The sequence below is a fragment of the Rhodococcus sp. 2G genome (genome assembly GCF_001886355.1).
Classification (GTDB): Bacteria; Actinomycetota; Actinomycetes; order Mycobacteriales; family Mycobacteriaceae; genus Rhodococcus; species Rhodococcus pyridinivorans.
Genome location: NZ_CP018063.1, coordinates 2,018,131 through 2,039,473 on the forward strand (window position 1 = coordinate 2,018,131; position 21,343 = coordinate 2,039,473).

General features: G+C 68.4%; 22 protein-coding genes, 1 tRNA gene, 2 pseudogenes and 1 riboswitch. Of the genes and pseudogenes, 4 read left to right on the forward strand and 21 right to left on the reverse strand.

Annotated elements, in window-relative coordinates; all coding sequences use genetic code 11:
* Window positions 1-35 precede the first annotated feature (35 nt).
* The 11 genes from gcvP to BO226_RS09465 all read right to left on the reverse strand — a co-directional run bounded on the left by gcvP (window position 36) and on the right by BO226_RS09465 (window position 9,872).
* A complete protein-coding gene (gene gcvP, locus BO226_RS09415) occupies window positions 36-2,888 on the reverse strand; it encodes an aminomethyl-transferring glycine dehydrogenase (protein WP_071935085.1) in 2,853 nt (950 codons plus the stop codon).
* 162 nt (window positions 2,889-3,050) lie between these two features.
* A riboswitch (glycine riboswitch) is annotated at window positions 3,051-3,146 on the reverse strand.
* Window positions 3,147-3,263: 117 nt separating this feature from the next.
* Entirely contained in the window at window positions 3,264-3,890 is a 627-nt protein-coding gene (locus BO226_RS09420; RefSeq protein WP_006552749.1) for a MerR family transcriptional regulator, read from the reverse strand.
* Between the two features lie 239 nt (window positions 3,891-4,129).
* Complete coding sequence (locus tag BO226_RS09425) at window positions 4,130-4,603, reverse strand: bifunctional nuclease family protein (RefSeq protein ID WP_006552748.1); 474 nt, start codon at window positions 4,601-4,603, stop codon at window positions 4,130-4,132.
* Window positions 4,604-4,751: 148 nt separating this feature from the next.
* Entirely contained in the window at window positions 4,752-5,489 is a 738-nt protein-coding gene (ftsR, locus tag BO226_RS09430; RefSeq protein WP_006552747.1) for a transcriptional regulator FtsR, read from the reverse strand.
* A complete protein-coding gene (gene garA / locus BO226_RS09435; protein ID WP_006552746.1) occupies window positions 5,489-5,950 on the reverse strand; it encodes a glycogen accumulation regulator GarA in 462 nt (153 codons plus the stop codon). Before garA ends, ftsR begins: the two co-directional genes overlap by 1 nt.
* A 155-nt stretch (window positions 5,951-6,105) precedes the next feature.
* Window positions 6,106-6,510 carry a glycine cleavage system protein GcvH gene (gene gcvH, locus BO226_RS09440; RefSeq protein ID WP_006552745.1) on the reverse strand — a complete coding sequence of 135 codons (405 nt, stop codon included), beginning with the start codon at window positions 6,508-6,510 and terminating at the stop codon, window positions 6,106-6,108.
* 42 nt (window positions 6,511-6,552) lie between these two features.
* Window positions 6,553-7,314: a DUF881 domain-containing protein gene (locus tag BO226_RS09445; protein WP_071935086.1), complete on the reverse strand. Its 762-nt coding sequence runs from the start codon at window positions 7,312-7,314 to the stop codon at window positions 6,553-6,555.
* Window positions 7,315-7,316: 2 nt separating this feature from the next.
* Entirely contained in the window at window positions 7,317-7,676 is a 360-nt protein-coding gene (locus BO226_RS09450; RefSeq protein ID WP_006552743.1) for a small basic family protein, read from the reverse strand.
* The gene (locus tag BO226_RS09455) at window positions 7,673-8,536 is read right to left on the reverse strand and encodes a DUF881 domain-containing protein (protein ID WP_071935087.1); all 864 of its coding nucleotides are present in this window, start codon (window positions 8,534-8,536) and stop codon (window positions 7,673-7,675) included. The genes BO226_RS09450 and BO226_RS09455 overlap by 4 nt, the downstream gene beginning before the upstream one ends.
* Window positions 8,537-8,540: 4 nt before the next feature.
* Window positions 8,541-9,143 carry a CDP-alcohol phosphatidyltransferase family protein gene (locus BO226_RS09460; protein WP_024101103.1) on the reverse strand — a complete coding sequence of 201 codons (603 nt, stop codon included), beginning with the start codon at window positions 9,141-9,143 and terminating at the stop codon, window positions 8,541-8,543.
* A 111-nt stretch (window positions 9,144-9,254) separates the two neighbouring features.
* Window positions 9,255-9,872: an NUDIX hydrolase gene (locus BO226_RS09465; protein WP_019289607.1), complete on the reverse strand. Its 618-nt coding sequence runs from the start codon at window positions 9,870-9,872 to the stop codon at window positions 9,255-9,257.
* A 197-nt stretch (window positions 9,873-10,069) separates the two neighbouring features.
* Here BO226_RS09465 and BO226_RS09470 point away from each other — a divergent pair, with 197 nt between their 5' ends.
* Both BO226_RS09470 and BO226_RS09475 read left to right on the forward strand, forming a co-directional pair.
* Window positions 10,070-11,098 (forward strand): phosphotransferase family protein, encoded by a 1,029-nt coding sequence (locus tag BO226_RS09470; RefSeq protein WP_071935088.1) that lies wholly within the window; start codon window positions 10,070-10,072, stop codon window positions 11,096-11,098.
* A 40-nt stretch (window positions 11,099-11,138) separates the two neighbouring features.
* Complete coding sequence (locus tag BO226_RS09475) at window positions 11,139-11,534, forward strand: MmcQ/YjbR family DNA-binding protein (protein WP_071935089.1); 396 nt, start codon at window positions 11,139-11,141, stop codon at window positions 11,532-11,534.
* Window positions 11,535-11,555: 21 nt separating this feature from the next.
* Here the strand turns inward: BO226_RS09475 and BO226_RS09480 are convergent, their stop codons facing one another.
* Together BO226_RS09480 and BO226_RS27675 are read right to left on the reverse strand one after the other, a co-directional pair.
* On the reverse strand, window positions 11,556-11,972 hold the full coding sequence (locus BO226_RS09480; RefSeq protein ID WP_006552737.1) for a VOC family protein: 417 nt from the start codon (window positions 11,970-11,972) through the stop codon (window positions 11,556-11,558).
* Window positions 11,973-12,095: 123 nt separating this feature from the next.
* Entirely contained in the window at window positions 12,096-12,317 is a 222-nt protein-coding gene (locus BO226_RS27675) for a hypothetical protein (RefSeq protein ID WP_019289610.1), read from the reverse strand.
* Here BO226_RS27675 and BO226_RS28675 point away from each other — a divergent pair.
* Window positions 12,280-12,468 (forward strand): hypothetical protein, encoded by a 189-nt coding sequence (locus BO226_RS28675; RefSeq protein ID WP_350247647.1) that lies wholly within the window; start codon window positions 12,280-12,282, stop codon window positions 12,466-12,468. The genes BO226_RS27675 and BO226_RS28675 overlap by 38 nt on opposite strands.
* On the opposite strand, the gene BO226_RS09490 is transcribed toward BO226_RS28675, so the two are convergent.
* Window positions 12,395-13,411: a helix-turn-helix transcriptional regulator gene (locus BO226_RS09490; RefSeq protein WP_071935091.1), complete on the reverse strand. Its 1,017-nt coding sequence runs from the start codon at window positions 13,409-13,411 to the stop codon at window positions 12,395-12,397. The two genes, BO226_RS28675 and BO226_RS09490, sit on opposite strands and share 74 nt — an antisense overlap.
* A 126-nt stretch (window positions 13,412-13,537) precedes the next feature.
* Here BO226_RS09490 and BO226_RS09495 point away from each other — a divergent pair, with 126 nt between their 5' ends.
* Window positions 13,538-13,933 (forward strand): RidA family protein, encoded by a 396-nt coding sequence (locus tag BO226_RS09495; protein ID WP_071935092.1) that lies wholly within the window; start codon window positions 13,538-13,540, stop codon window positions 13,931-13,933.
* Window positions 13,934-14,271: 338 nt separating this feature from the next.
* Here BO226_RS09495 and BO226_RS09500 read toward each other — a convergent pair.
* From BO226_RS09500 to cmk, 7 genes and pseudogenes are all read right to left on the reverse strand, one after another.
* Window positions 14,272-14,511 (reverse strand): annotated as a pseudogene (locus tag BO226_RS09500) (transposase); the annotation flags it as partial.
* Between the two features lie 47 nt (window positions 14,512-14,558).
* Complete coding sequence (locus BO226_RS09505; RefSeq protein ID WP_071935093.1) at window positions 14,559-16,514, reverse strand: tyrosine-type recombinase/integrase; 1,956 nt, start codon at window positions 16,512-16,514, stop codon at window positions 14,559-14,561.
* Window positions 16,511-17,566 (reverse strand): tyrosine-type recombinase/integrase, encoded by a 1,056-nt coding sequence (locus tag BO226_RS09510; protein WP_064257805.1) that lies wholly within the window; start codon window positions 17,564-17,566, stop codon window positions 16,511-16,513. The genes BO226_RS09505 and BO226_RS09510 overlap by 4 nt, the downstream gene beginning before the upstream one ends.
* Window positions 17,567-17,682: 116 nt before the next feature.
* A pseudogene (locus BO226_RS09515) lies at window positions 17,683-18,699 on the reverse strand (IS256 family transposase); the annotation flags it as partial.
* 371 nt (window positions 18,700-19,070) lie between these two features.
* Window positions 19,071-19,144, reverse strand: a tRNA-Pro gene (locus BO226_RS09520).
* A 97-nt stretch (window positions 19,145-19,241) separates the two neighbouring features.
* Window positions 19,242-20,672 carry a ribosome biogenesis GTPase Der gene (gene der / locus BO226_RS09525; protein ID WP_019289613.1) on the reverse strand — a complete coding sequence of 477 codons (1,431 nt, stop codon included), beginning with the start codon at window positions 20,670-20,672 and terminating at the stop codon, window positions 19,242-19,244.
* A complete protein-coding gene (cmk, locus tag BO226_RS09530) occupies window positions 20,669-21,331 on the reverse strand; it encodes a (d)CMP kinase (RefSeq protein ID WP_071936399.1) in 663 nt (220 codons plus the stop codon). Before cmk ends, der begins: the two co-directional genes overlap by 4 nt.
* Window positions 21,332-21,343 lie beyond the last annotated feature (12 nt).

Here is a 21,343-nt window from a genome sequence, read left to right on the forward strand (position 1 = left end):
TGTCCGACGGACGTGTCCGTCGGACATCCCCGGCATCAGCCGCTGTACGCCTCCAGGGGCGGGCACGCGCACACCAGGTTCCGGTCGCCGTGTGCGCCGTCGATACGCCGCACCGCCGGCCAAACCTTGGCTCGGCTCTTCCCCATCGGGAACACCGCGATCTCCCGCGAATACGGGTGGTTCCACTCGCCCACCAGGCATTCCGCGGTGTGCGGAGCGCCGCGCAGCGGATTGTCGTCCACCGGCCACTCCCCTGCCCCGACCCGGTCGATCTCACCGCGGATCGAGATCATCGCGTCGATGAACGCGTCGAGTTCGGCGATGTCCTCGCTCTCGGTGGGCTCGACCATGAGGGTGCCGGCCACCGGGAAGCTCATCGTCGGCGCGTGGAAGCCGTAGTCGGCCAGACGCTTCGCGACGTCGTCGACCGTCACCCCCGTCGCCTTCGTCAGCGGACGCAGATCGAGGATGCACTCGTGGGCGACCATGCCGGTCTCCCCCGTGTACAGCACCGGGAAGTACTCGTCGAGACGACGCGCGATGTAGTTGGCCGACGCGATCGCCGTCAGCGACGCGCGACGCAGCCCCTCGGCACCCATCATCTTGATGTACGCCCAGGTGATCGGCAGGATCGACGCCGATCCGTAGGGCGCCGCCGAGACCGGTCCCGCTCCCCCGAGTCCCGGCTCCGCCGGATGGCCCGGCAGGTACGGGGCCAGATGCGAACGGACGCCGATCGGGCCGACACCCGGACCGCCGCCACCGTGCGGGATGCAGAACGTCTTGTGCAGGTTCAGGTGGCTCACATCGCCCCCGAACTTGCCCGGCCGCGCCAGACCCACGAGAGCGTTGAGGTTGGCACCGTCGATGTACACCTGACCGCCGGCGTCGTGCACGGCACCGCAGATGTCGGCGATGTCGTGCTCGTACACACCGTGCGTGGACGGATAGGTGATCATGATCGCGGCCAGGCGCGCACCGTGGTCGGCGATCTTGGCGCGCAGGTCGTCGAGATCGACATCCCCGTTCGGGCGGCACGCGACGACCTCGACACGCATGCCCGCCATCACGGCGGATGCGGCATTGGTGCCGTGCGCGCTCGACGGGATCAGGCAGATGTCCCGATCGGTGTCGCCGCGATCGAGGTGGTAGTGGCGGATCGCGAGCAGACCCGCGTACTCGCCCTGGCTGCCGGCGTTGGGTTGCAGGCTCACGGCGTCGTATCCCGTCACCGCGGCGAGCCAGCCTTCGAGGTCGGCGATGAGGCGGCGGATCCCCGCCGTCTGATCCGCCGGAGCGAAGGGGTGCAGACCCGCGAACTCGGGCCAGGTGATGGCTTCCATCTCGGCGGCGGCGTTGAGCTTCATCGTGCACGAGCCCAGCGGGATCATCGTCCGGTCGAGGGCGAGGTCCTTGTCGGACAGGCGCCGCAGGTAACGCATCATCGCGGTCTCGGTGCGGTAGCGGGTGAACGCCGCATGCTGCAGGAACTCGCTGGTGCGGGCAAGAGCCTGCGGCAGCGCCGTTCCCTCGGCGGCGTCCCCGGCGGTGACGCCGAAGGCGCGCAGGACCGCGTCGACGTGCGCCGCGGTGGTGGCCTCGTCGCACGAGATCGACACGTGATCGTCGTCGTCCCGGTGCAGGTTGATGCCGGCCTCGAGGGCGGCGGCGAGCACGGCGTCGACACGCCCCGGGACGCGCACGAGGACGGTGTCGAAGAACTCATCGTGGACAACCTCGACGCCACCGGCGCGCAGACCGTCGGCGAGGCGGCGGGCGTGCCCGGCGACGCGGCGGGCGATGCCGGTGAGGCCTTCGGCGCCGTGGTACGAGGCGTACATGGCCGCGAGCACGGCGAGGAGCACCTGGGCGGTGCAGATGTTGCTGGTGGCCTTCTCACGGCGGATGTGCTGCTCACGGGTCTGCAACGCGAGGCGGTAGGCCGGGTTGCCGTCCGCGTCCACCGAGACACCGACGAGGCGTCCGGGCAGGGTGCGGGTGTGGGCGCTACCGACGGCGAGGTAGCCGGCGTGCGGCCCGCCGAAGCCCATCGGCACACCGAACCGCTGGGTGGTGCCGAAGCACGCGTCGGCGCCCTGCTCCCCGGGCGGGGTGATCAAGGTCATGGCCAGCAGGTCGGCGCCGATGGCGACGAGCGCGCCGCGGTTGTGGGCCGCCGCGATGATCGGAGCGGCGTCGATGATCCGGCCCGAAGCGCCGGGCACCTGGAGGATCACCCCGAAGAACTCGCCCTCGGGAAGTCCGTCGGCAGCGAGGTCGACGGTGACGATCTCGATACCGAGCGGTTCGGCGCGGGTCGCCAGCACCGCGGCGGTCTGCGCGAACAGGTCGACGTCGACGACCAGGCGCGGGCTCTTGGACTTGCGGTTCGCGCGGCGCAGCAGGGTCATGGCCTCGGCAGCGGCGGTGGCCTCGTCGAGCATCGACGAGTTCGCGATCTCCATGCCGGTCAGGTCGGCGACCATGGTCTGGAAGTTCAGCAGCGCCTCGAGGCGTCCCTGGCTGATCTCCGGCTGGTAGGGGGTGTAGGCCGTGTACCAGGCGGGGTTCTCGATGATGTTGCGCAGCAGCACGGGCGGCGTGAGCGTGTCGTAGTAGCCGTGGCCGATCATCGACGTCGCCACGGTGTTCTGCGACGCGAGTGCCTTCAGTTCGGCGAGTACGTCGTGCTCGGAGCGGGGCGCGTCGAGGACGTCGAGGCCGGTCGGCACGTTGTCTGCACGGTCGTCGAGGATGGCGGCCGGCACCGCGGCGGTGGCGAGGGCGTCGAGGGAATCGACTCCCACGACGTCGAGGATCCGGTTCAGGCCGGCGGTGTCGGGGCCGATGTGGCGATCGGCGAAGTTCGAGGTGACGGCATCTGTCATCGCAGCTCCCGGGCTGGTCGGCGAGGTCCACATGCGCGCGGTCGCGCGAGGTGGTTCCTCCCCCTCTGTCGTGAGCTCGCGGAGCGAGCGCCTGAGAGATTCGGCCGGCCAGAGCCTTTCCCCGTGGGCGGGCGGGTGCTCCCGCCACTTTCCAGAGACGTCGGAGCTCACGCGGTCCCGGTTGCCTGAGAGATTGACGGGGAGGTGCTGCTCCTTCGGCGCCCGGCTCGGTGTCCGGGTCTCTCCCGCGTGATGGCGACGCGTCTTCGAGTCTAGTTCACGTCGCGGGGGTCGAAATACCGCAGGTGCGGAAAGTGCCGCCGGCGGTGGAGTGGAGCGGTCATGTGGTCGGCCGATGCGACATCAGTGGTGTGGTCAGCCGATGCGGCGGTTGATGCGTTCGCGGCGACGCGACGCCAGTTCGTCCTCGGGGCGTTCCTCGACGCCGCCGCCGTCGGCGCGTTCGGCGGGGAAATCGGCGATGCTGCCGGTGAGCTCGCGCATCGCGCCGCTCACCGCGATCCCGAAGACGCCCTGCCCGCCCTGCAGCAGGTCGACGACCTCTTCGGGCGACGTACATTCGTAGACGGTGGTGCCGTCGGAGAAAAGAGTGATCTTCGCGAGGTCGCCCACCCCACGGCTGCGGAGATGGTCGACGGCGACGCGGATGTTCTGCAGCGAGACGCCGGTGTCGAGCAGGCGCTTGACGATCTTGAGGACGAGGATGTCCTTGAACGAGTACAGCCGTTGGCTACCGGAACCGGCAGCCCCGCGGATGGACGGTACGACCAGATTCGTGCGGGCCCAGTAGTCGAGCTGGCGGTAGCTGATTCCTGCGATCTGGCAGGCGATGGGCACGCGGTAGCCGACGAGCTCGTCGGGCGCCGAGTTGTCCGGAAACAGGCCCGGTTGGATCTCGTCGGTCTCGTTCGTCCGCGGCGCCGGATTCGAGCGATCGCCGGAATCGACGCCGAGTGGCTGTCCCTTCGTCCGATCTCGCACTACTGACTCCCTCTCGCGCGCCCAGTTCTGCCTCGCAACGATCGATTGGTGGATCCCCCGACCACATCCGATCATCGAGCCCTCCCAGGCTCACCGAGTCATCCCTGGCGGATCAACTCAGCGTACGCTCCGGTGTTGGGCGTCGGGCTGCGACACGCCGACCGGAAGGCAACGTTCGACATTACTACCGTCACGGCCGACGCGCGCGCCAACGCTCGTCGCCGTGCGACGGACGGCGCTCAGCCGTCCGTCGCCTTGAAATCGTCGGGCGAGACGGAGTCGAGGAACTCCTTGAACTTCTCGACCTCGTCCTCCCGTTCGTCGGGCATGACCAGTCCTGCCTCGGTGAGCACCGGTTCCTCGACGTGGACCGGCGCGCCGATGCGCAAGGCCACCGCGACCCCGTCGGAGGGCCGGCAGGAAACACGCATCCCTCCGTCGAAGACCAGATCCGCGTAGAACGTCCCTTCGCGCAGGTCGACGATGCGCACCTCGCGGAGGTTGCGACCGAACGCCTCGAGGAGGTTCTTGATCAGGTCGTGGGTCAGCGGCCGTGCCGGTTCGACCCCCTGCTGTTCGAGGGCGATGGCGGTCGCTTCGTTCTGCCCGATCCAGATCGGCAGATACCGATCGCCGTCGACCTCCCGCAGCAGGAGGACAGGCTGGTTCTGCGGCTGTTCGATACGAATCCCTACTATCCGCATCTCGCTCATCGCGATGCCTCCGTCCTGCTGCTCGTCGGTGGTGGGACCACCCGACAGGTACTGCCTGGAATTCTAGTGTCCTCCAGCGCATCCGTCAGGTGCCGTAGGTCACCACCTGACGGGGGGCCGTGGTCGCACTCGACGACGAATTCGTCGCCTAACGGTCGAGGGCTCCTTGCACCGCCGCTTTCACCAGGCAGGTGTGCAATGTCAACGACAGTGCGGCCAGTTCGCGCACCATCTCCTCGGCGCGCTGCCGTGCCCCGGCGTCGCGGCCCTTCGCGATCGGGCCGGCGATCTGCGCGACGAGCGCGGCCTCGCGGTCGGCGGCAAGCTTGAACGCCCGCAGGTGCCGAACCTCGAGGCCGAACTCCGCCATCGCTTTCGCCGTGCGGGCGAGCAGCACCGCGTCCTCGTCGAAGAAACCGGCCGGGCCCGGCTTGAGCAGGCCCGCCCCCACCAGCTCGGTGAGGAAGGCCGCGTCGATCCCGGCACGGGTGCACAGATCCTCGCGGCTCACCCGGATCTCGCGATCGGTGCGCAGATCCTCCGGCGAGACCTCGCCGCGGGCCACCGCCAGCGGACGCGGCCGGGTGATCCGGGTCTCGACCGATCCCACCGTGGCGGCGCCGCGGTCGATCGCCTCGAGCTGCTCCTTGATCACCTTGAGCGGAAGGTACTGATCGCGCTGCGCGGTGAGCACGTACCGCAGACGCTCGCAATCGGCGATCGAGAAGCGGCGGTAGCCCGAGGGTGTGCGTTCCGGGCTGATCAGTCCCTCGGCCTCGAGGAACCGGATCTTCGAGATCGTCACGTCCGGAAATTCCGGACGCAGGCGGTCGAGCACCGACCCGATCGACATTCCGGCCGGCGCCGGCTGGCGGGCCGCGGTCATCAGCTACCTGCGCCCTGATTACCTCGCGGACCGGTCAGGAACACCAGCCGGAACTTGCCGATCTGCACCTCGTCGCCGTTCGCGAGAACGGCGGAGTCGACCGGCTCGCGGTTGACGTAGGTGCCGTTGAGACTTCCCACGTCGACGACCTGGAATTCGCCCTCGTCCTGGCGGAACTCGGCGTGCCGACGGCTGACGGTCACGTCGTCGAGGAAGATGTCGCTGTCGGGATGCCGACCCGCCGAGGTGGTGGGCTGGTCGAGCAGGAAGCGCGATCCTGCATTGGGCCCCCGCTTGACGACCAGCAGCGCCGATCCGGCGGGCAGGCCCTCGACACCCGAGACGGGCGCTTCGGTGGTGGCCGAACCCGCGCCCTCCACTTCGTTCAGGAAGTCGGCGCGAAATACCGAAGTGGTCTCTGCAGGAGTCTCCTCGTAACCCGCGTTGCCGTTCTCGCTCACCGTTTCTCCTTATCCGTTCGACCACCCGGGTGATCCCGGACGGTCGCTGATTCGTTCGCCCCGTTCAGGTCCGACACGGCACACGCCATATCCGACCGTACCCCGCTCGGGGGTACTGACGCAGACAGTCGCGGTCACGTTACCTGTCGGGTCCGTCAGCCTTCCGTGATCCCGCGGTAACCTTCCGCGTCGAGCGTCTCCGCGAGCGCCTCGTCGAGGTCGTTCTCGCTGCCCATCTCCACGTCGACGAGCCAGCCGTCCTCGTACGGGCTGCTGTTCACCAGTTCGGGATTCGCGTCGAGTTCCATGTTGACGGCGGTCACCTTCGCGGTCAGCGGCGCGAACACGTCCGACACGCTCTTGGTGGACTCGACCTCTCCGAAGGACTCGCCGGCGGCGATCTCGGCGCCCGCCTCGGGCAGCTGCACGAAGACCACGTCGCCGAGTTGGGACTGTGCGTAGTCGGTGATCCCGATGCGCACGGTCGTCGCGCCCGTCCTGCGCACCCACTCGTGCTCGGGGGTGTACCGCAGATCCTCGGGTGTCGCGAAATCGGTCAAGACTGGTCCTTTCGGAGACGACGTTCGACCGGAACGTCGGATTCAGTTACCGGGCTGAGAGTATTGGCGTGGCTCGATCTCCCGCAAGGCGGACACCTCCACCTGCGGAGACTGTTCTACGGACAATGATCCGCCCGCACGGGCGACCGTGTCGACCACTCCGCCGGGAATGTTCAGCGCGGCGGCGAGAGTCGGTCCGTCGCCGATGGCGGTGACGGTGTACGGAGCATCGAGTCGGCGGTCGTCGACGACGATGTCGCCGCCCGGTCCGGTGACCCACGAATCGACCCCGATGCGCACGGTCTCACCGTTCGCCCCGGCGATCTGCATCGTGTCGGCACCCGCCGCGCGCAGCTCCTGGATCATGTCGAGCAGCACCTCCGATCCGACACCCTCGCGCGGATCGTCGACGGTGAGAACCACTCCGGGCCCGGTGGCGGGTTCGGTGCCGAGTTGCGCCGACAGCGTGTACAGGCGCGTGCGGGCTTCCTCGAGCGCCGCTTCCGAGCCTTCCTGTTCGAGACTCGAGAGGGTGCGCTCGAGTTCGGTGATCTCCTGGCGGAGAGCGGCTTCGCGGCGATTGAGGTTGTCGAGCAGCACGAGCAGGTCCGCAGGGCGCGCCGAGTCGAGGTCGTCGCCGGTATCGGTCGTACGCACCTGGGTGGCGATGCCGGCGCCGAGCAGGACGACGAGAATCGCCGCGAGGACGAGGAAGACGCGTTGCGATCGGGTGGCGCGCGCAGTGCCGGTTTCGGGCGTTGCGCCGGTGTCGGGTGCGGGGCCGGGGTGTTGCGGTTCGGTCACGGTCAGGCCCCGAACAGGCGACGACGTAGGGCTGCAGCGTTTCCAAAGATGCGGATGCCGAGGACGACGATGACCGCGGTCGACAACTGGGTGCCCACGCCGAGCTGGTCGCCGAGCCACACGATCAGGGCGGCGACGAGGACGTTGAAGACGAACGACACCACGAACACCTTCGCGTCGAAGATGTCGTCGAGATAGGCGCGCAGACCGCCGAAGACCGTGTCGAGCGCGGCGACCACCGCGATGGGCAGGTAGGGCTGCACGACATCGGGTACCTGTGGGCTGAACACGATTCCGGCGCCGATCCCGATCGCCAGTGCGAGCACCGCGTAGAGCGCGTGACCGTGTTCGAGACGCTTCACCTGTACCCCGTTTCTCCACTGCTGCCGAGTTTCCGGACCGTGGCGGCCGGAAACTCGAGATCGTCCTCCTCTGAGAGGGTGAATCCCACCCCGTAGAGCTGCTGTATCCCCGCGATGCGCAGGTAGGCGTCGCTGACGACGAAGGTCGTCTGCAGTCGGGAGGGAGATCCCACCGCCGAGATCGTGTACGGGGAGAATACGGGCCGGTTGTCGACGAGCATCGCTCCCCCGGCCTGCCGAATGGTCACCCCGGGACCCACCCGCACGCCCCCGACCTCTACGGCCTCCGCACCGGCCGCCCACAGCGCGTTGACGACCGACTGCAGGTCGCGGTCGAGGACGAGCGCGGTGGGTCGGTCCTCGATTCGCGCCGCATCCGACAGGTTCGGTCGCGCGGTGGGTTCGGTGAGGGTGACCGTGATCCCCGGACCGCGCACCGGTGTTGCCGCGGCTGCGGCCTCGGCGTCGCGGAGTCGGTCGAGGATGGTCGCGCCGTCGCCTCCGTCGGAGAACAGGGCGGTGCGTCGTTCGTCGACCGCGGCACCGAGTTCGTCCCGCTGTGCAGTGAGCGCGGTGATGCGTTCATCCCCTGCCCGGAGGGAGTCGAGGATCTCGGCGCGGGTGCTGTCGGTGCCGGCCTGCACGTCGGCGTTGTGCGCGTACGCGATGCCGATCACGAGGCCGGCGAGGAGAACTCCGGCGCCGAGCCACGCGCGCGACGCGCTCGGAGAGGTGCTCGAGCGCCCCGCAGCCCGGTCCGCGGCGGACGCAGCGTAGCCGGGGTCGAGATGATCCTCGAGGAGCGACTTCAGGAGCGAGGGCACCGGATTGCGCCGGATGCGTTCCCACGCGCGGCTCATCGGATCACCGCCCGGCCGGCACGGTCCGTGCCGTCACGACGGCCTGCCCGAGGTACAGCAGGCCGGTCCACACGTACAGTACGGTCCCCCAGATCAGGGCGGCCCAGCCGAGCGGTCCGGTGATCGGCTCCGAGGCGGGCACGGCGACGGCCCCGAGCATCAGCGGCAGCGCGCACATGAGCAGGAAGGTGGCGCCCTTGCCGAGGTAGAGCACGTCCGGCGGGGACAGTTCCCGGCGCCGGTAGACGGCCAGGGTCGGCGCCAGGACGAGTTCGCGGCCGACGAGGATCACCGCGATCCACCAGGGCACGATGTCGCGCGCCACGAGGGCGACGAGGGTGGCCACGATATAGAGGCGGTCGACGGCGGGATCGAGAAGGGCTCCGAGGCGGGAGGTCTGGTCGAGCAGCCTGGCGAGTTTGCCGTCGGCCCAGTCGGTGATGCTACTCGCGGCCAGCAGGATCAGCGCCCAGACGTCGGCGTGGGCGACGAGGATGAGATAGAGGAAGACGGGCACACCCAGCAGCCGGACGAAGCTGAGGACGTTCGGCACGGTGAGGATGCGGTCCGATCCGCGCGCGTCGGCGGTTCCGGTCGCATCGGTCATGGTGGGGCCGCTCCGTGTTCTCGTGAGGTCGTTCTCGTGATGCCCCGCCGGCGTTCCGTTCGGGCGCGGAGTCCAGCCTTCCACAGCCGCGCGAGCGGAGATTCCGGGGTGTCAGCGCCAGGCGAAGACCGGCTGCTCGAGACCGTCGATGCGGGTGGCCCGCCGGCGCAGCACGACTTCGCGGAATTGGTAGACCACCGCGGCGGTCGGTGCGTGCACGAGGTGACCGCGGAAGGGCCACTGGATCACCGGCTTGTCGGATTCGGGGATGGTGACGAAGCGCGGGTCGACGTCGAGTTCGTCGGTGGTGACGGCGAAGAGCACGTCGACCTCGTCGGGGCTGGGCTTCAGATCGCTCACCGCGGTGTCCGACCACACGACGAACGGTGACATGACGTAACCGGAGCGGGTGATGTAGTCGTCGAGCCGGCCGAGGACGGACTCGGGGCCGAGGTCGATTCCGAGTTCCTCGTGCAGCTCGCGCAGGGCGGCCTCCTCGGGCTGCTCCCCCTCGTCCAGACGTCCGCCCGGCAACGCGAACTGGCCGGGATGTGCCCGCAGACGGGTCGGTCGCCGTGTGAGGGGCATGACGGGGTTACCGTTCCCGTCGTCGAGCACCGCCACGACGACGGCTGCGTGCCGGCGGCCGTCGAGCGGCAGTCGGCGCGAATCGAACGCGTCCAGCGCGTCGCGGACGTTGTCTCTGTCGAGAGGGTGAGCAGCGGGCATGGGTCGACAGTAGTTCGTCACAACTGCCCCGGCGGCTGGGCGCATGCCCTGGCCGGTGTCGGTGACACCGGCCTCGAGGGGGGGAGTTCTGGATATTTATGGTTTCCGTGCAGTCCGGATTATCTGCGTGGGGTGGGAGTTCTCCGAACACGGATCCCCACCCGCGGTCATAGTGGGAGCCGACGGAAAGGAGCTCGATGAACGACGTGCCCGCCGGCCTCGACCTCGATGCGCTCGATGCCTATCTGCAGACCTCCGCCCCCGACCTGTTCTCCGGTCCCCTCCGCGCGCGCCTGATCAGCGGCGGACGCTCGAATCTCACCTACGAGGTGACCGACGGCGATCGGCGGCTGGTGTTGCGCCGTCCCCCACTCGGACACGTCCTCGCGACCGCACACGACATGGCTCGCGAGTACCGCGTCATCTCCGCGCTCGCCGGCACCGCGGTACCGGTCCCCCGCTCGCATCTGCTGTGCGAGGACGATTCGGTGCTCGGCGCGCCCTTCTATCTCATGGATCTGGTCGTCGGGACGCCCTATCGCACCGCGGAGGAACTCGAACCGCTCGGCGCCGAGCGCACGCGCGTGATCTCCGAGCGGATGGTCGACACCCTGGCCGCCCTGCACGCGGTGGACCCGGCGACCGTGGGTCTCGAGGACTTCGGCCGCCCCCAGGGCTTCCTCGAGCGGCAGGTGCGGCGCTGGACCACCCAGCTCGAGAACTCGCACAGCCGGGACCTCGACGGCGCCGACGAGCTGCACCGGCTGCTCGTCGACAATCTGCCGGGCGACGGCGAGGTGGGCATCGTGCACGGCGACTACCGGCTCGACAACGTTCTCGTCGACGACGACGACAAGGTGGTCGCGGTGCTGGACTGGGAGATGGCCACGCTCGGCGATCCCCTCACCGATGTGGCGTTGCTGCTGGTGTACCAGCGGCTGGCGCGGGAGAGCACGGAGTTCCCCGTGTCGACGGTGTCCCGCGCTCCGGGCTTCCTCGGCGACGACGAACTGCTTGCCCGGTACGAGGCCGCCGGTGGACGCGACCTGTCGGACATGGCGTTCCACCTCGCCCTGGCCTACTACAAGCTCGCGGTGATCCTCGAGGGCATCTACTTCCGGTTCCGTCAGGGCAAGACGGTCGGCGACGGGTTCGAGGAACTCGGCCGCGGCGTCGAGCCGCTGTTGCACGCCGGTATCCATGCGCTGACGAGTCGGAAGAGTTGATCTCGCGACCGTTGTCGTAGTCGCTCGGTACGCTCCGCTCATGCCGCATCCGGTGATGTTCGACGAGGCGGATCCCCTGCTAGCTCGTGTGCGCTGGCTCGCGCTGGCCCTGCCCGGCGCCTCCGAGAAGATCTCGCACGGCCGTCCGTTCTTCTCCACCCGGACGGCCTTCGCGGTCTACGGAGGCGGCGAGAAGGGCACCCGCGCACCGTTTCCCCGCTCCCTCATCGTCAAGCCCGACGAGGAGGAGCGCCGCGCGCTGCTCGAGGAACCCCACACCTATGTGCCGATGTATTTCGGGCCGTCCGGGTGGGTCGGGTACGACCTCGCCCGTCCGGAGGTGGACTGGGACGAGGTCGCCGAACTGCTCGACATGTCCTATCGGCAGACCGCGCCACCGAAACTGGTGCGCGAGCTCGACGCCCGCCTCGGCTGACGGGCGCCGAGCGGCGCGGGTTCAGCCCTGCTGGTCGCCGATGCTGACCATCCACGACACGCCGAAGCGATCGGTGCACATGCCGAACAGATCGCCCCAGGGGGCACGCTCGAGCGGCATGTCGACGCGACCGCTCTCGCTCAGCGCGTCCCACCAACCCCGGAGCACGCTCTCGTCGTCCCCGCTGAGCGACAGCGAGAAGTTCGTGCCGGGCGTGTAGTCCATGCCGTTCGGGGTGTCCGAGGCCATGAGCACGAAGCCGCGGTCGGTGGTGAGCATCGAGTGCATCACCTTGTCGTCCTCGCTCGGATCCTGCGAGGCGTTCATGTCCGCGAATCTGCTCACCGTCAGTTCGCCGCCGAACACCGACCTGTAGAACTCCATGGCCTCGCGCGCGGAATCGCGGAATGCGAGATAGGGATTGAATCGTGTGGTCATCGTGGTCCTTTCGCGGGTGCCGCAGGGCACGGATGGTGCCGCACGAAGAATGACCGTCTGCCGACGCATTTCTCATCGTGGACGGTGCGCACCCCGCTCCGGGAGCGTTCGGCGCGATCCGTGTCAGGAGACCGCCACTGTGGCGCGGGCGTACTCGGGTCGGTCGACCAGATCGGCCAGCACGCGCCCGACCGCACGTCGCGGGACCGCCCACGACGAGACGTCGCCGTCGGACACTGTTGCCTCGGCGTCGTCGCCCTTCGGGCAATCTCCGATCGCGTACCCGACGATGCTCCGGACGGAGCGAATGGCAGCATGTCTGCGCACCACGGCTGCGCCGATCACGACGATCGCTGAGCGGGTGGGGTGGGGCGATCCGAACTTCGCTGCCCGTCAGTTTCGCCGTAGCGTGGGCGTCACTCCTAGTGGCTGTCGGGCGTTGAGCCGCGCGAAGGCTCCGCAGGTGACCGGGCAAAGCTCTCGTATCTGGCATTGAGGGTTGCCGCCCGGTCGCGGAGGGCCGCACGCAGCGACTCGGGTGCGAGGACTTCGGCGGCGGTGTCGAGCTGCCAGATCGCCCAGACAGCGTGCCGCAGGTCCTCGAAGGTCACGTCGAGACGCACCCAGCCGTCTTCCTCCGGTTCCTCGGCGCGGACAGCTCGCGCGGTGTTCAGCAACTCCTCACGTCGCGTGGGTTCGACCCTGACCAGCACAGGGATGTGGTTCTTCGACAAGAACTGGGCGCTGCGCTCGGCCCAGATTCGGTCGAGGTCAACCTGCGCGGGACGCTCGGCCAGTTCCGGAAGCTCCTCGGCGGTCACCATGCGTGAGAGCCGGTACGTCCGATCCTCTCCCGACTTGGTGGCCAGCAGGTAGGTGCGGTCGCGAACGGTGACCAGACCGATCGGATCGACGGCGTGCCAGCGGGGTGCCGTGTCCGGTGCGGTGTACTGGAAGCGAAGCTTGTGCCCGGTGAGCACGGCGTGGCGGACTACGCCCATCACGTCACTCGCCACGTCCTCGGTGACCAGCCGTCGTGAGAGCAGGTCGGTGTCGGGCTCGACCAGGAACCGCCGGGCCGCATCGTCCAGGCTGGTGCGGTGGCCTTCGGGCAGCGCATCGACCACCTTGCGCATCGCGGAAGCGAGCGCGGTGCCGAGGCCGAAGACCTTCTCGCCGCGGCCCGACCCGGCGGTCAGCAGCGCGAGGGCTTCGTCATGGTTCAGTCCGGTCAGCTCCGTGCGGAAGCCGGGAAGCAGGGAAAACCCGCCGTGTCGCCCGCGATCGGCGTAGACCGGGACGCCGGCAGTGGACAGCGCCTCGATGTCGCGCAGCACCGTGCGGGCGGAGACCTCCAGCTCGCCGGCGAGTTCGTCCGCGGTCATCCGACCCCGCTGGCGCAGCAGCAGCACCAGTGAGACCAACCGATCGGCTCGCATAGTTTCATCCCTATCAAAAATCATGACACAAGATGTCGCGTTTTGTTGGGAGGCTGAGTTTGCGGGCGTTGAGGACGGCGGCCACCCGGCCGCCGGGCGCTCGCAGTCGCAACGATTGGAGTGGCAATGGAACGAACAGCGGTCAACCCGGTGACATGGTCGCAGGAGATGGGATTCAACCAGGGCGAAGTCGTCGCAGGGCACGCCCGGACCCTCTACATCTCGGGGCAGACCGCGATGAGCAAGGACGGCCGGCCCGAGCACGACGGGGACATCGCGGCCCAGCTCGCGCTGGCCGTGGACAACCTCGAAGCCGTGCTCGCCGAGGCCGGCATGTCCCTAGCAGACCTCGTCAGGCTCAACGTGTACACCACCGACGTGGACGCGCTGTTCCCGCACTACGGCGTGCTCGCCGGGCGGCTCGGCGCCGCGGGCGTCGCGCCCACAACCACGATGCTCGGGGTGACGCGGCTGGCGATCCCCGGTCAGATGATCGAACTCGAAGGAACCGCTGTCGCGTAACGCAGCCTTGCCACTCCTGCTGCTCGTGCCGGTCTCGCCGGCGCGAGCAGCAGGAAGATGGGGAGCATACGATGCTCACGATCATGACGATCGGGGTCTATGGCTTCGATATCGGCGCCTTCTTGGAGGGGCTGCGGGAAGCGAACGTCCGCCTGTTGCTGGAGTGCGCCAGCGCCGGGGTGTCCGGGGACCCGAGTACGCCTGGGCCAACTCGCTCAGGCTCCAGGCCGCCCTCGCCCAGGTGAAAATCGACTACCGGCAGGCCAACGCCCTTCTCAGCAGATCGTCGGTCAAGCCCCTGGTAGTGGTGTAACTCGTTTTTGATCCTTCGTTGGTGGTCAGGCGGGTAGTTGCATCAGTTCATCGGTGCTCACCTCCGTCGCCTGGCTGGTGTCGGTGTTGGTGGTCAGGGTGAGCCGGCAGCGGCTGAGCACTTCTAGGCCGAGGTATCGGCGGCCTTCGGCCCATTCGTCGGTCTGCTCGGCCAGGACGGCGCCGATGAGGCGGACGATGGCATCCCGGTTGGGGAAGATGCCCACGACGTCGGTGCGGCGGCGGATCTCGCGGTTGAGCCGCTCGGTTATCCGGCCCTCAGGGATGAGATCAACCCTGATCTCACATCGAATCAGCGATCGAGACGCTGCAAGTGGTCGGTCAACGCCTCAGCGACACGATGATGCCGGGCAGCTTCATCGGGCCATCCACGGTCACGAGCATCGACCTCGAGAGCCTGGATGTCGGTGCGTTGCGCCTCGAGCGCGCCGCGGAACTCAGGTCCGGTGACGAAGTTGTCGCAGGTCTCGCAGATGTTGGCATAGGGACACGCACCCGCGCTCTCGTGACGGGAACAGTAACCGTGGGCAACACGCGTTTTGAGCATCTCACTGCCGAGCCAACTCACCGCGTCGGGGACGATCGGTTTGCCGACCGGAGTGAGCGTGAACCGCCGCCGCATCTTGCCCATCGCCTGGTCATAGGCATCCCGCAACGTCGGTGAAGCCAAAGTGGCGTAACGCAAAGTCATCTGCGGAGTGACATGCCCGAGCAACGCCATCAACGCCTGCAGGCTCATCCCGGCGTTGGCGAGTTCGGTGGCCCAAGTATGCCGCGGCTGATGCGGGGTCACCACCAACGGCGCACCCCCGGCCCCACGCAGTCCGCAAGCCTCGACGGCAGCGAGCAGACCGTTGCGCAGCCGGGTCTGGCTGAGACGGCGGCCGTGTGCGACGAACAGGAAATCGGTCAACTCTCCGGTGCGGGGATGCGGCAATGGCCGACAGATACCACGCCCGCCGGTCCACTCGTCCAACGCGGCGATAGTGGTCGCCGAGAGCGGGACCATGCGTTCGGTGGCGAGCTTGCCCAACGGAACCTTGAGCCAGGTCCCGGCCGGGCCGTAATCGATGACGCTGCCGAGCTCGAGATCCAGTAGCTCCCCGACCCGCAGACCGGCTCCGCGCAGCACCGTCAACCCGATACGAGCGAACGAATCATCCAGCTGGGAAACCGCATTCATCACCGCAGCATCGATGTCGGGCGGCAATGCCCGCGGAAGCGGTTGGTCGAGTTTCGGGACGTCGGCGGCGAAGACCAGACGGCGCGGTGGGGCCTGCTCCCAGCCCCATTCGGTGATGTCCTCGAGCAGGTTGCGCACGCTCAGTACCGTCGATTGGATCACGGCCTTGGAGATGATGCGCCCGGCCCCGGCAGCGGCGCGTTGCCCACGCCAGGTGCGGGTGCGATTCCAGACGAGGAAGCCCTCGATGTGACTGCGGTCGAGATCCTCGAGGGAGGTGACCTCGGGATGGTTGGTGGTGAGGTAGTCCGCGAACGGCAGCAGGTCGTTGATCAGCGATTCGGCCGATTTCGGGCGGAGCACCGATGCCCGGACGGTGACGTAACGCAACAGGGCCTCGCGGATCGGATCGGCCATCGGGGCGTCGGCGAAGCGTTGGGCGTAGGTGCGGGCCCACGGTCGGCGCCGTGGTGGGGTGTCGACGATGCGGGCCTGAAACAGCATTTGTCGCAGTCCCGCGATACGGTTGCGGTAGGCGCGTTTCGATGTATCCGGGATTGACTGTGTGGCAGCCAATGCGGCGTCGAACTCGCCGACGGTCTCGGCGCTCACACCGCTGACGGAACCGCCGTGCCAGGCGAGCAGCACCGCCAGGCACTCGCCGAGGACGGTCTCGACCCATTGCGGTGTCCACCCCAAAACCAGGCCGGCGGCCCGGACCGCGGCGAACCCGTCCGGGTCGCGGTCCTCGACGGCCCGGCCGAGTCCGGTGAGGTTCTTGACGGCCGCGAGTTCGAGGTCGAGCCGCAGGTTGCCGCGTCCGATGAGGTGACACAGCAGTGGCCAGGCCCCGGTGCGGCGTAGTTCGGCCAGCCGGTCGGCAGCGGGTCGGGTCATCCAGTCCCGCAAGTCCGGATGCGTGGTGAGGAAGGTGGTCGCGATGAGGGTGCGAGCGCGCACCGACCTGTCGCTGAGCCCGAGGCTGGCGACGTGCTCGAGGTAGTCGGTGAGCACCGCACCCGGTCCGGCCGGCAGGACGACCGTCGCAACCACCGCGGTGCTCATTGTCGTGTTCCGGCGAGACTGGCGCGGGCCGCGCCGTATTCGGCGGCGAGCTGCTCGACCGACAAATGCACATATTCGGCAGTGGTGTCCGGAGACACATGCCCCATCAATTCTCGCAGCACCATCAGATCGATTCCGGCGGCAGCGAGTTCGGTGCCGTAGGTGTGGCGCAATCGGTGCGGACGCACCCTCGTCGCACCGGAGAGGTCCCGGTGCCGCCGGAACAGCGACCGCAGTCCCGCCTCGGTCACCGGCGCCCCCGCGGTGGGGCCGCGCAGCACCACGAAACACTCCTCGGTCGCCAACCCCGGTGGCCGTTCGAGGCGCAGATAGGCCGACAGTTCGGTGAAGAACACCGCATCGACCGGCACCACCCGTTCCTTGCAGCCTTTGCCGAGCACCCGGAGTCGTCGCTGGCCGAAATCGACGTCTGCCAACCGCAGGGATCGCACCTCGGCGTTGCGCAGCCCGCCGAACAGCATCGCCCACAACATCGCTCGATCCCGATGGGTGCGCAGCGACGCCGCAAACTGCTCGATCGCGTCGGCGTCGAGGGACTCGGGCAGTAGCCGCGGTTGGCGTACCAGCCTGCCTCCGGCTCGGGGTCGGCCCGGCCCGAGGTGTCCGAGCAGTCCTCGCGCTGGTGGTCGCAGTCCCTGTCCGCGCCGCGGTGAGGGCACCGGATTTTCGGTGCGTATCCCGGTCATCACCAGGTATTCGAACAATGCGCGTATCGCCGCGACTCGTCGGTTGATCGTCGATGCCGCAGTGCCCCGATCACCTCGTGTCGCCATGCCTGGGCGGGGTTTGCGGTGCACGTTCTGCCAGTCGACCCACTCGAACACCGTCACCGGCGTCACCGCAGCCACCGTGAGGTCGCGATCGAGCAGGAATCGGGCCAGATTGAGCACGTCGAACGCATATGCCCGCACCGTTGCCGAACTGAATCCGCGTCCGGCCAGATGCGTCAGGAACGCGTTTGCTGCTGCGCATCCTTCCCATTGGCCGTCGATCACATGCCCGTTGCTGCTGATGCGCACCCGAACGGTCATTGTCCGCCGCCTTTCGATCGGAGCCGACACCGCCAGCATGCGCCTCAACCGGTCGTCGGCTCAGGACCTCACGCTGCAACCGTGATCGTGTCGTGGGAGGGCCGGTTAACCGATATGGGGTTGTTGGACCAGATCTGTCGCCACACGTCGTCGGGAAATGCGGTGAAGGCGAGCAGGTCTTCGCGGGCGTCGCCGAGGTGGTCGGCGACCTCGGGCAGCCGGTGCTCGGCGTACTCCAGCAGCCGGTCGAATTGCGCGTTGACCGCCTCCGCGGTGGGCTGGTCGTAGACGCTGTGCAGCATCGCCTTCACGGCCGGCCACATGGACTTGGGGCACACGGCCATGAGGTTCGCCGAGTAGTGGGTGCGGCAGCGTTGCCACGCGGCGCCGGGCAGGTTCGCCGCGATCGCCTCGATGAGCCCGGCGTGGGCATCGGAGGTCACCAGCCGCACCCCGCCCAGGCCGCGGGCAACCAGGTCGGCGAAGAAGGTGTTCCACGAGGCCGTGGTCTCACTGGTGGCGACCTGTATGCCCAGCACCTCGCGGTGGCCGTCGCCGTTGACGCCGGTGGCCAGCAGCACGGAAGCCTTGACGACCTGCTTGTTCTCGCGGACCTTGATCGTCAACGCATCGGCGGTGACGAAGGTGAACGGCCCGGCCTCGTCCAGGCGGCGGTGCCGGAACGCGGCGACCTGCTCGTCCAGGTCCTGGGCCATGCGTGAGACCTGCGACTTGGACAGCGAGTCGATACCCAGGGTCTTGACCAGCTTGTCCATCCGGCGGGTAGACACCCCGGCCAGATAGCAGTCGGCTACGACGGTGATCAGCGCGGACTCGGCTCGCTTGCGGCGCTCGAGCAGCCACTCGGGGAAGTAGCTGCCCGAGCGCAGCTTCGGGACGGCGACGTCGACGGTGCCGACCCGGGTATCCAGGGGCCGGTGGCGGTAGCCGTTGCGGTGGTTGGTGCGCTGTTCCGAGCGGGCGTTCCACTCGGCGCCGCACACGGCGTCGGCATCGGCGGAGAGCAATGCGTTGATCATGGTCTGCAGTAGCTCGCGCATCAGATCCGGCGACGCGTCGGCGAGGGCTTGGCCAAGCAGGCCTGCAGGGTCGACAATATGAGGTGCGGTCATCGTGATGACTCCGTTCGAGGATTCGGTAGAAGGTTGACTCGAAGGATCACACGGTGGCCGCTCTACACCCGTGCACAACACGGAATCGCAGACGATCTCGGCCACCGAGTTACACCACTCTATGGGGCACTACTAGATCGTCTCGCGGTGCCGCGAAGTCCAAGGCACCGCGAGCCCGGCAGGGGTGCAGGGTGTGACCGCCGATCGACCGCTTCGCTGCGGCTCTGGTCCCCTTATCCACAGGAAGCCGCCGAGCCAACGTCGCGCACCGCACCGACGCGGCTGCTCGGCCGGCCGGGGGACCAGGCAAAAACGCCCCCGGGACATGACGAAGCCCAGGCGAGAAACTTACTCTCACCTGGGCGTTTACGTCGGGCTGACAGGATTTGAACCTGCGACCACTTGACCCCCAGTCAAGTGCGCTACCAAGCTGCGCCACAGCCCGTCCGCGCTCTCTCCGAGCGCTCTCAGAGATTACAACAGGAACGGACCGAAACACTAATCGGCTGGTCAGCGCGTTTTCACGACCGGACGTCGGGAGCTCACTTGCGGCGGTCGCGCTTCTCCCGCACGCGCACCGAGATCCGCACGGGACTGCCGTCGAAGTTGAACTCCTCCCGCAGGCGACGCTCGAGGAAGCGGCGGTAGCCGGCCTCGAGGAAGCCCGTGGTGAACAGCACGAAGGTCGGCGGCCGCGTGGCCGCCTGGGTGGCGAACAACACCCGGGGCAGGCGACCGCCACGCATCGGCGGCGGAGTCGCGGCCACGACCTCCTTGAGCCACGAGTTCAGGCGTCCGGTCGAGATGCGCTTGTCCCACGACTCGAGGGCCGTCTCCATGGCCGGGACGAGCTTCTGCACGGCGCGACCGGTCTTGGCGGAGATGTTCACCCGCGATGCCCACGGAACCCGCAACAGGTCGCGGTCGATCTCGCGGCCGAGTTCGTAGCGGCGATCCTCGTCGACGAGATCCCACTTGTTGAACGCGATCACCAGGGCGCGCCCGGACTCGACGACCATCGTGATGACCCGCTGATCCTGCTCGGTGATGGGCTGCGAGGCGTCGATGAGCAGCACCGCCACCTCGGCCGCGTCGATCGCACCCCGCGTGCGCAGGGAGGCGTAGAACTCGGCGCCGGACGCACTGTTGACGCGCTTGCGCAGACCGGCGGTGTCGACGAAGCGCCACGGCTTGCCGCCGAGCTCGACGATCGAGTCCACCGGGTCGACGGTGGTGCCGGCGATGTCGTGCACCACCGACCGTTCGTCGCCGGCGAGCTTGTTGAGCAGGCTCGACTTGCCGACGTTCGGCTTGCCCACCAGCGCGACGCGGCGAGGCCCTTCCCCACCGGTACCCTCGCGGGGCGTGGCCGGCAGCTTGGCGAGCAGCTCGTCGAGCAGATCACCGGTGCCGCGACCGTGGGTGGCCGATACCGAATAGGGCTGGCCGAGTCCGAGGGACCACAGTGTCGCGGCTTCGGATTCGACACGGTCGTCGTCTACCTTGTTCGCCACGAGCAGCACCGGAGTCTTCGACCGACGCAGCACCTTCGCGACGGCCTCGTCCACGCTGGTGGCGCCCACGGTGGCATCGACGACGACGAGGATCGCGTCGGCGGTGCGCATCGCGACCTCCGCCTGGCGGGCCACGGACTGCTGCATGCCCTTCGCGTCGGGTTCCCATCCGCCGGTGTCCTGCACCATGAACCGGCGGCCGTTCCACGACGCCTCGTACGAGACGCGGTCGCGGGTGACGCCCGGGACGTCCTCGACGACGGCTTCCCGTCGGCCGATGATGCGGTTGACCAGGGTGGATTTGCCGACGTTCGGTCGGCCGACCACGGCGACGGTCGGGACCGGGACGAACTCCTCGAGGTCGCCGCCCTCGGCGAATTCGATGTCCCAGTCGCCTTCTTCCGACCACGTGCCGTCGCCGTCGAACCCGGTGTAGTCGGTACTCAGGTCGTCGCTCACAGCTTCGCTCCAGTCTGCTCGGTGACCACCGCGAGCAGCGCGGCGATCACCTCGTCGATGTTCATGTCGCTGGTGTCCACGACGACCGCGTCGTCCGCCGCACGCAGCGGGGACACCGCGCGGGTGGAGTCGAGGTGGTCGCGGCGCTGCACCGCGGCGAGGACCGCCTCGTAGTCGTCGCCGCGACCCTCGGCGATGTTCTGGTTGTTGCGCCGGTGCGCGCGGGCCTCCGCCGAAGCGGTAAGGAAGACCTTCACGTCCGCGTCGGGGAAGACGACGGTGCCGATGTCGCGTCCTTCGATCACGACGCGGTGCTCGGCGCGGCCGAGCCGCTGCTGGGCCTCGACGAGCAGGGTGCGCACCTCGGGCACGGCGGAGACCGCGGAGACCGCGGCCGTGACCTCGGCGCCGCGGATGACCTCGCGCACGTCGTCCCCGTCGAGGCGGATGTCCTCGACGGCGGGGTCGGTGCCGATCGACCACGGCAGGCCGGCGGTGACCGCGGCGATCGCGGCCGGATCGGTCAGATCGGTGACGCGGCGCAGGGCGTGCAGCGTCGCGATGCGGTACATCGCGCCGGTGTCGAGATAGGCGGCACCGAGATGCTGCGCGAGACGCTTGGAGACGGTGGACTTGCCCGTGCCGGACGGCCCGTCCATCGCGACGACCAA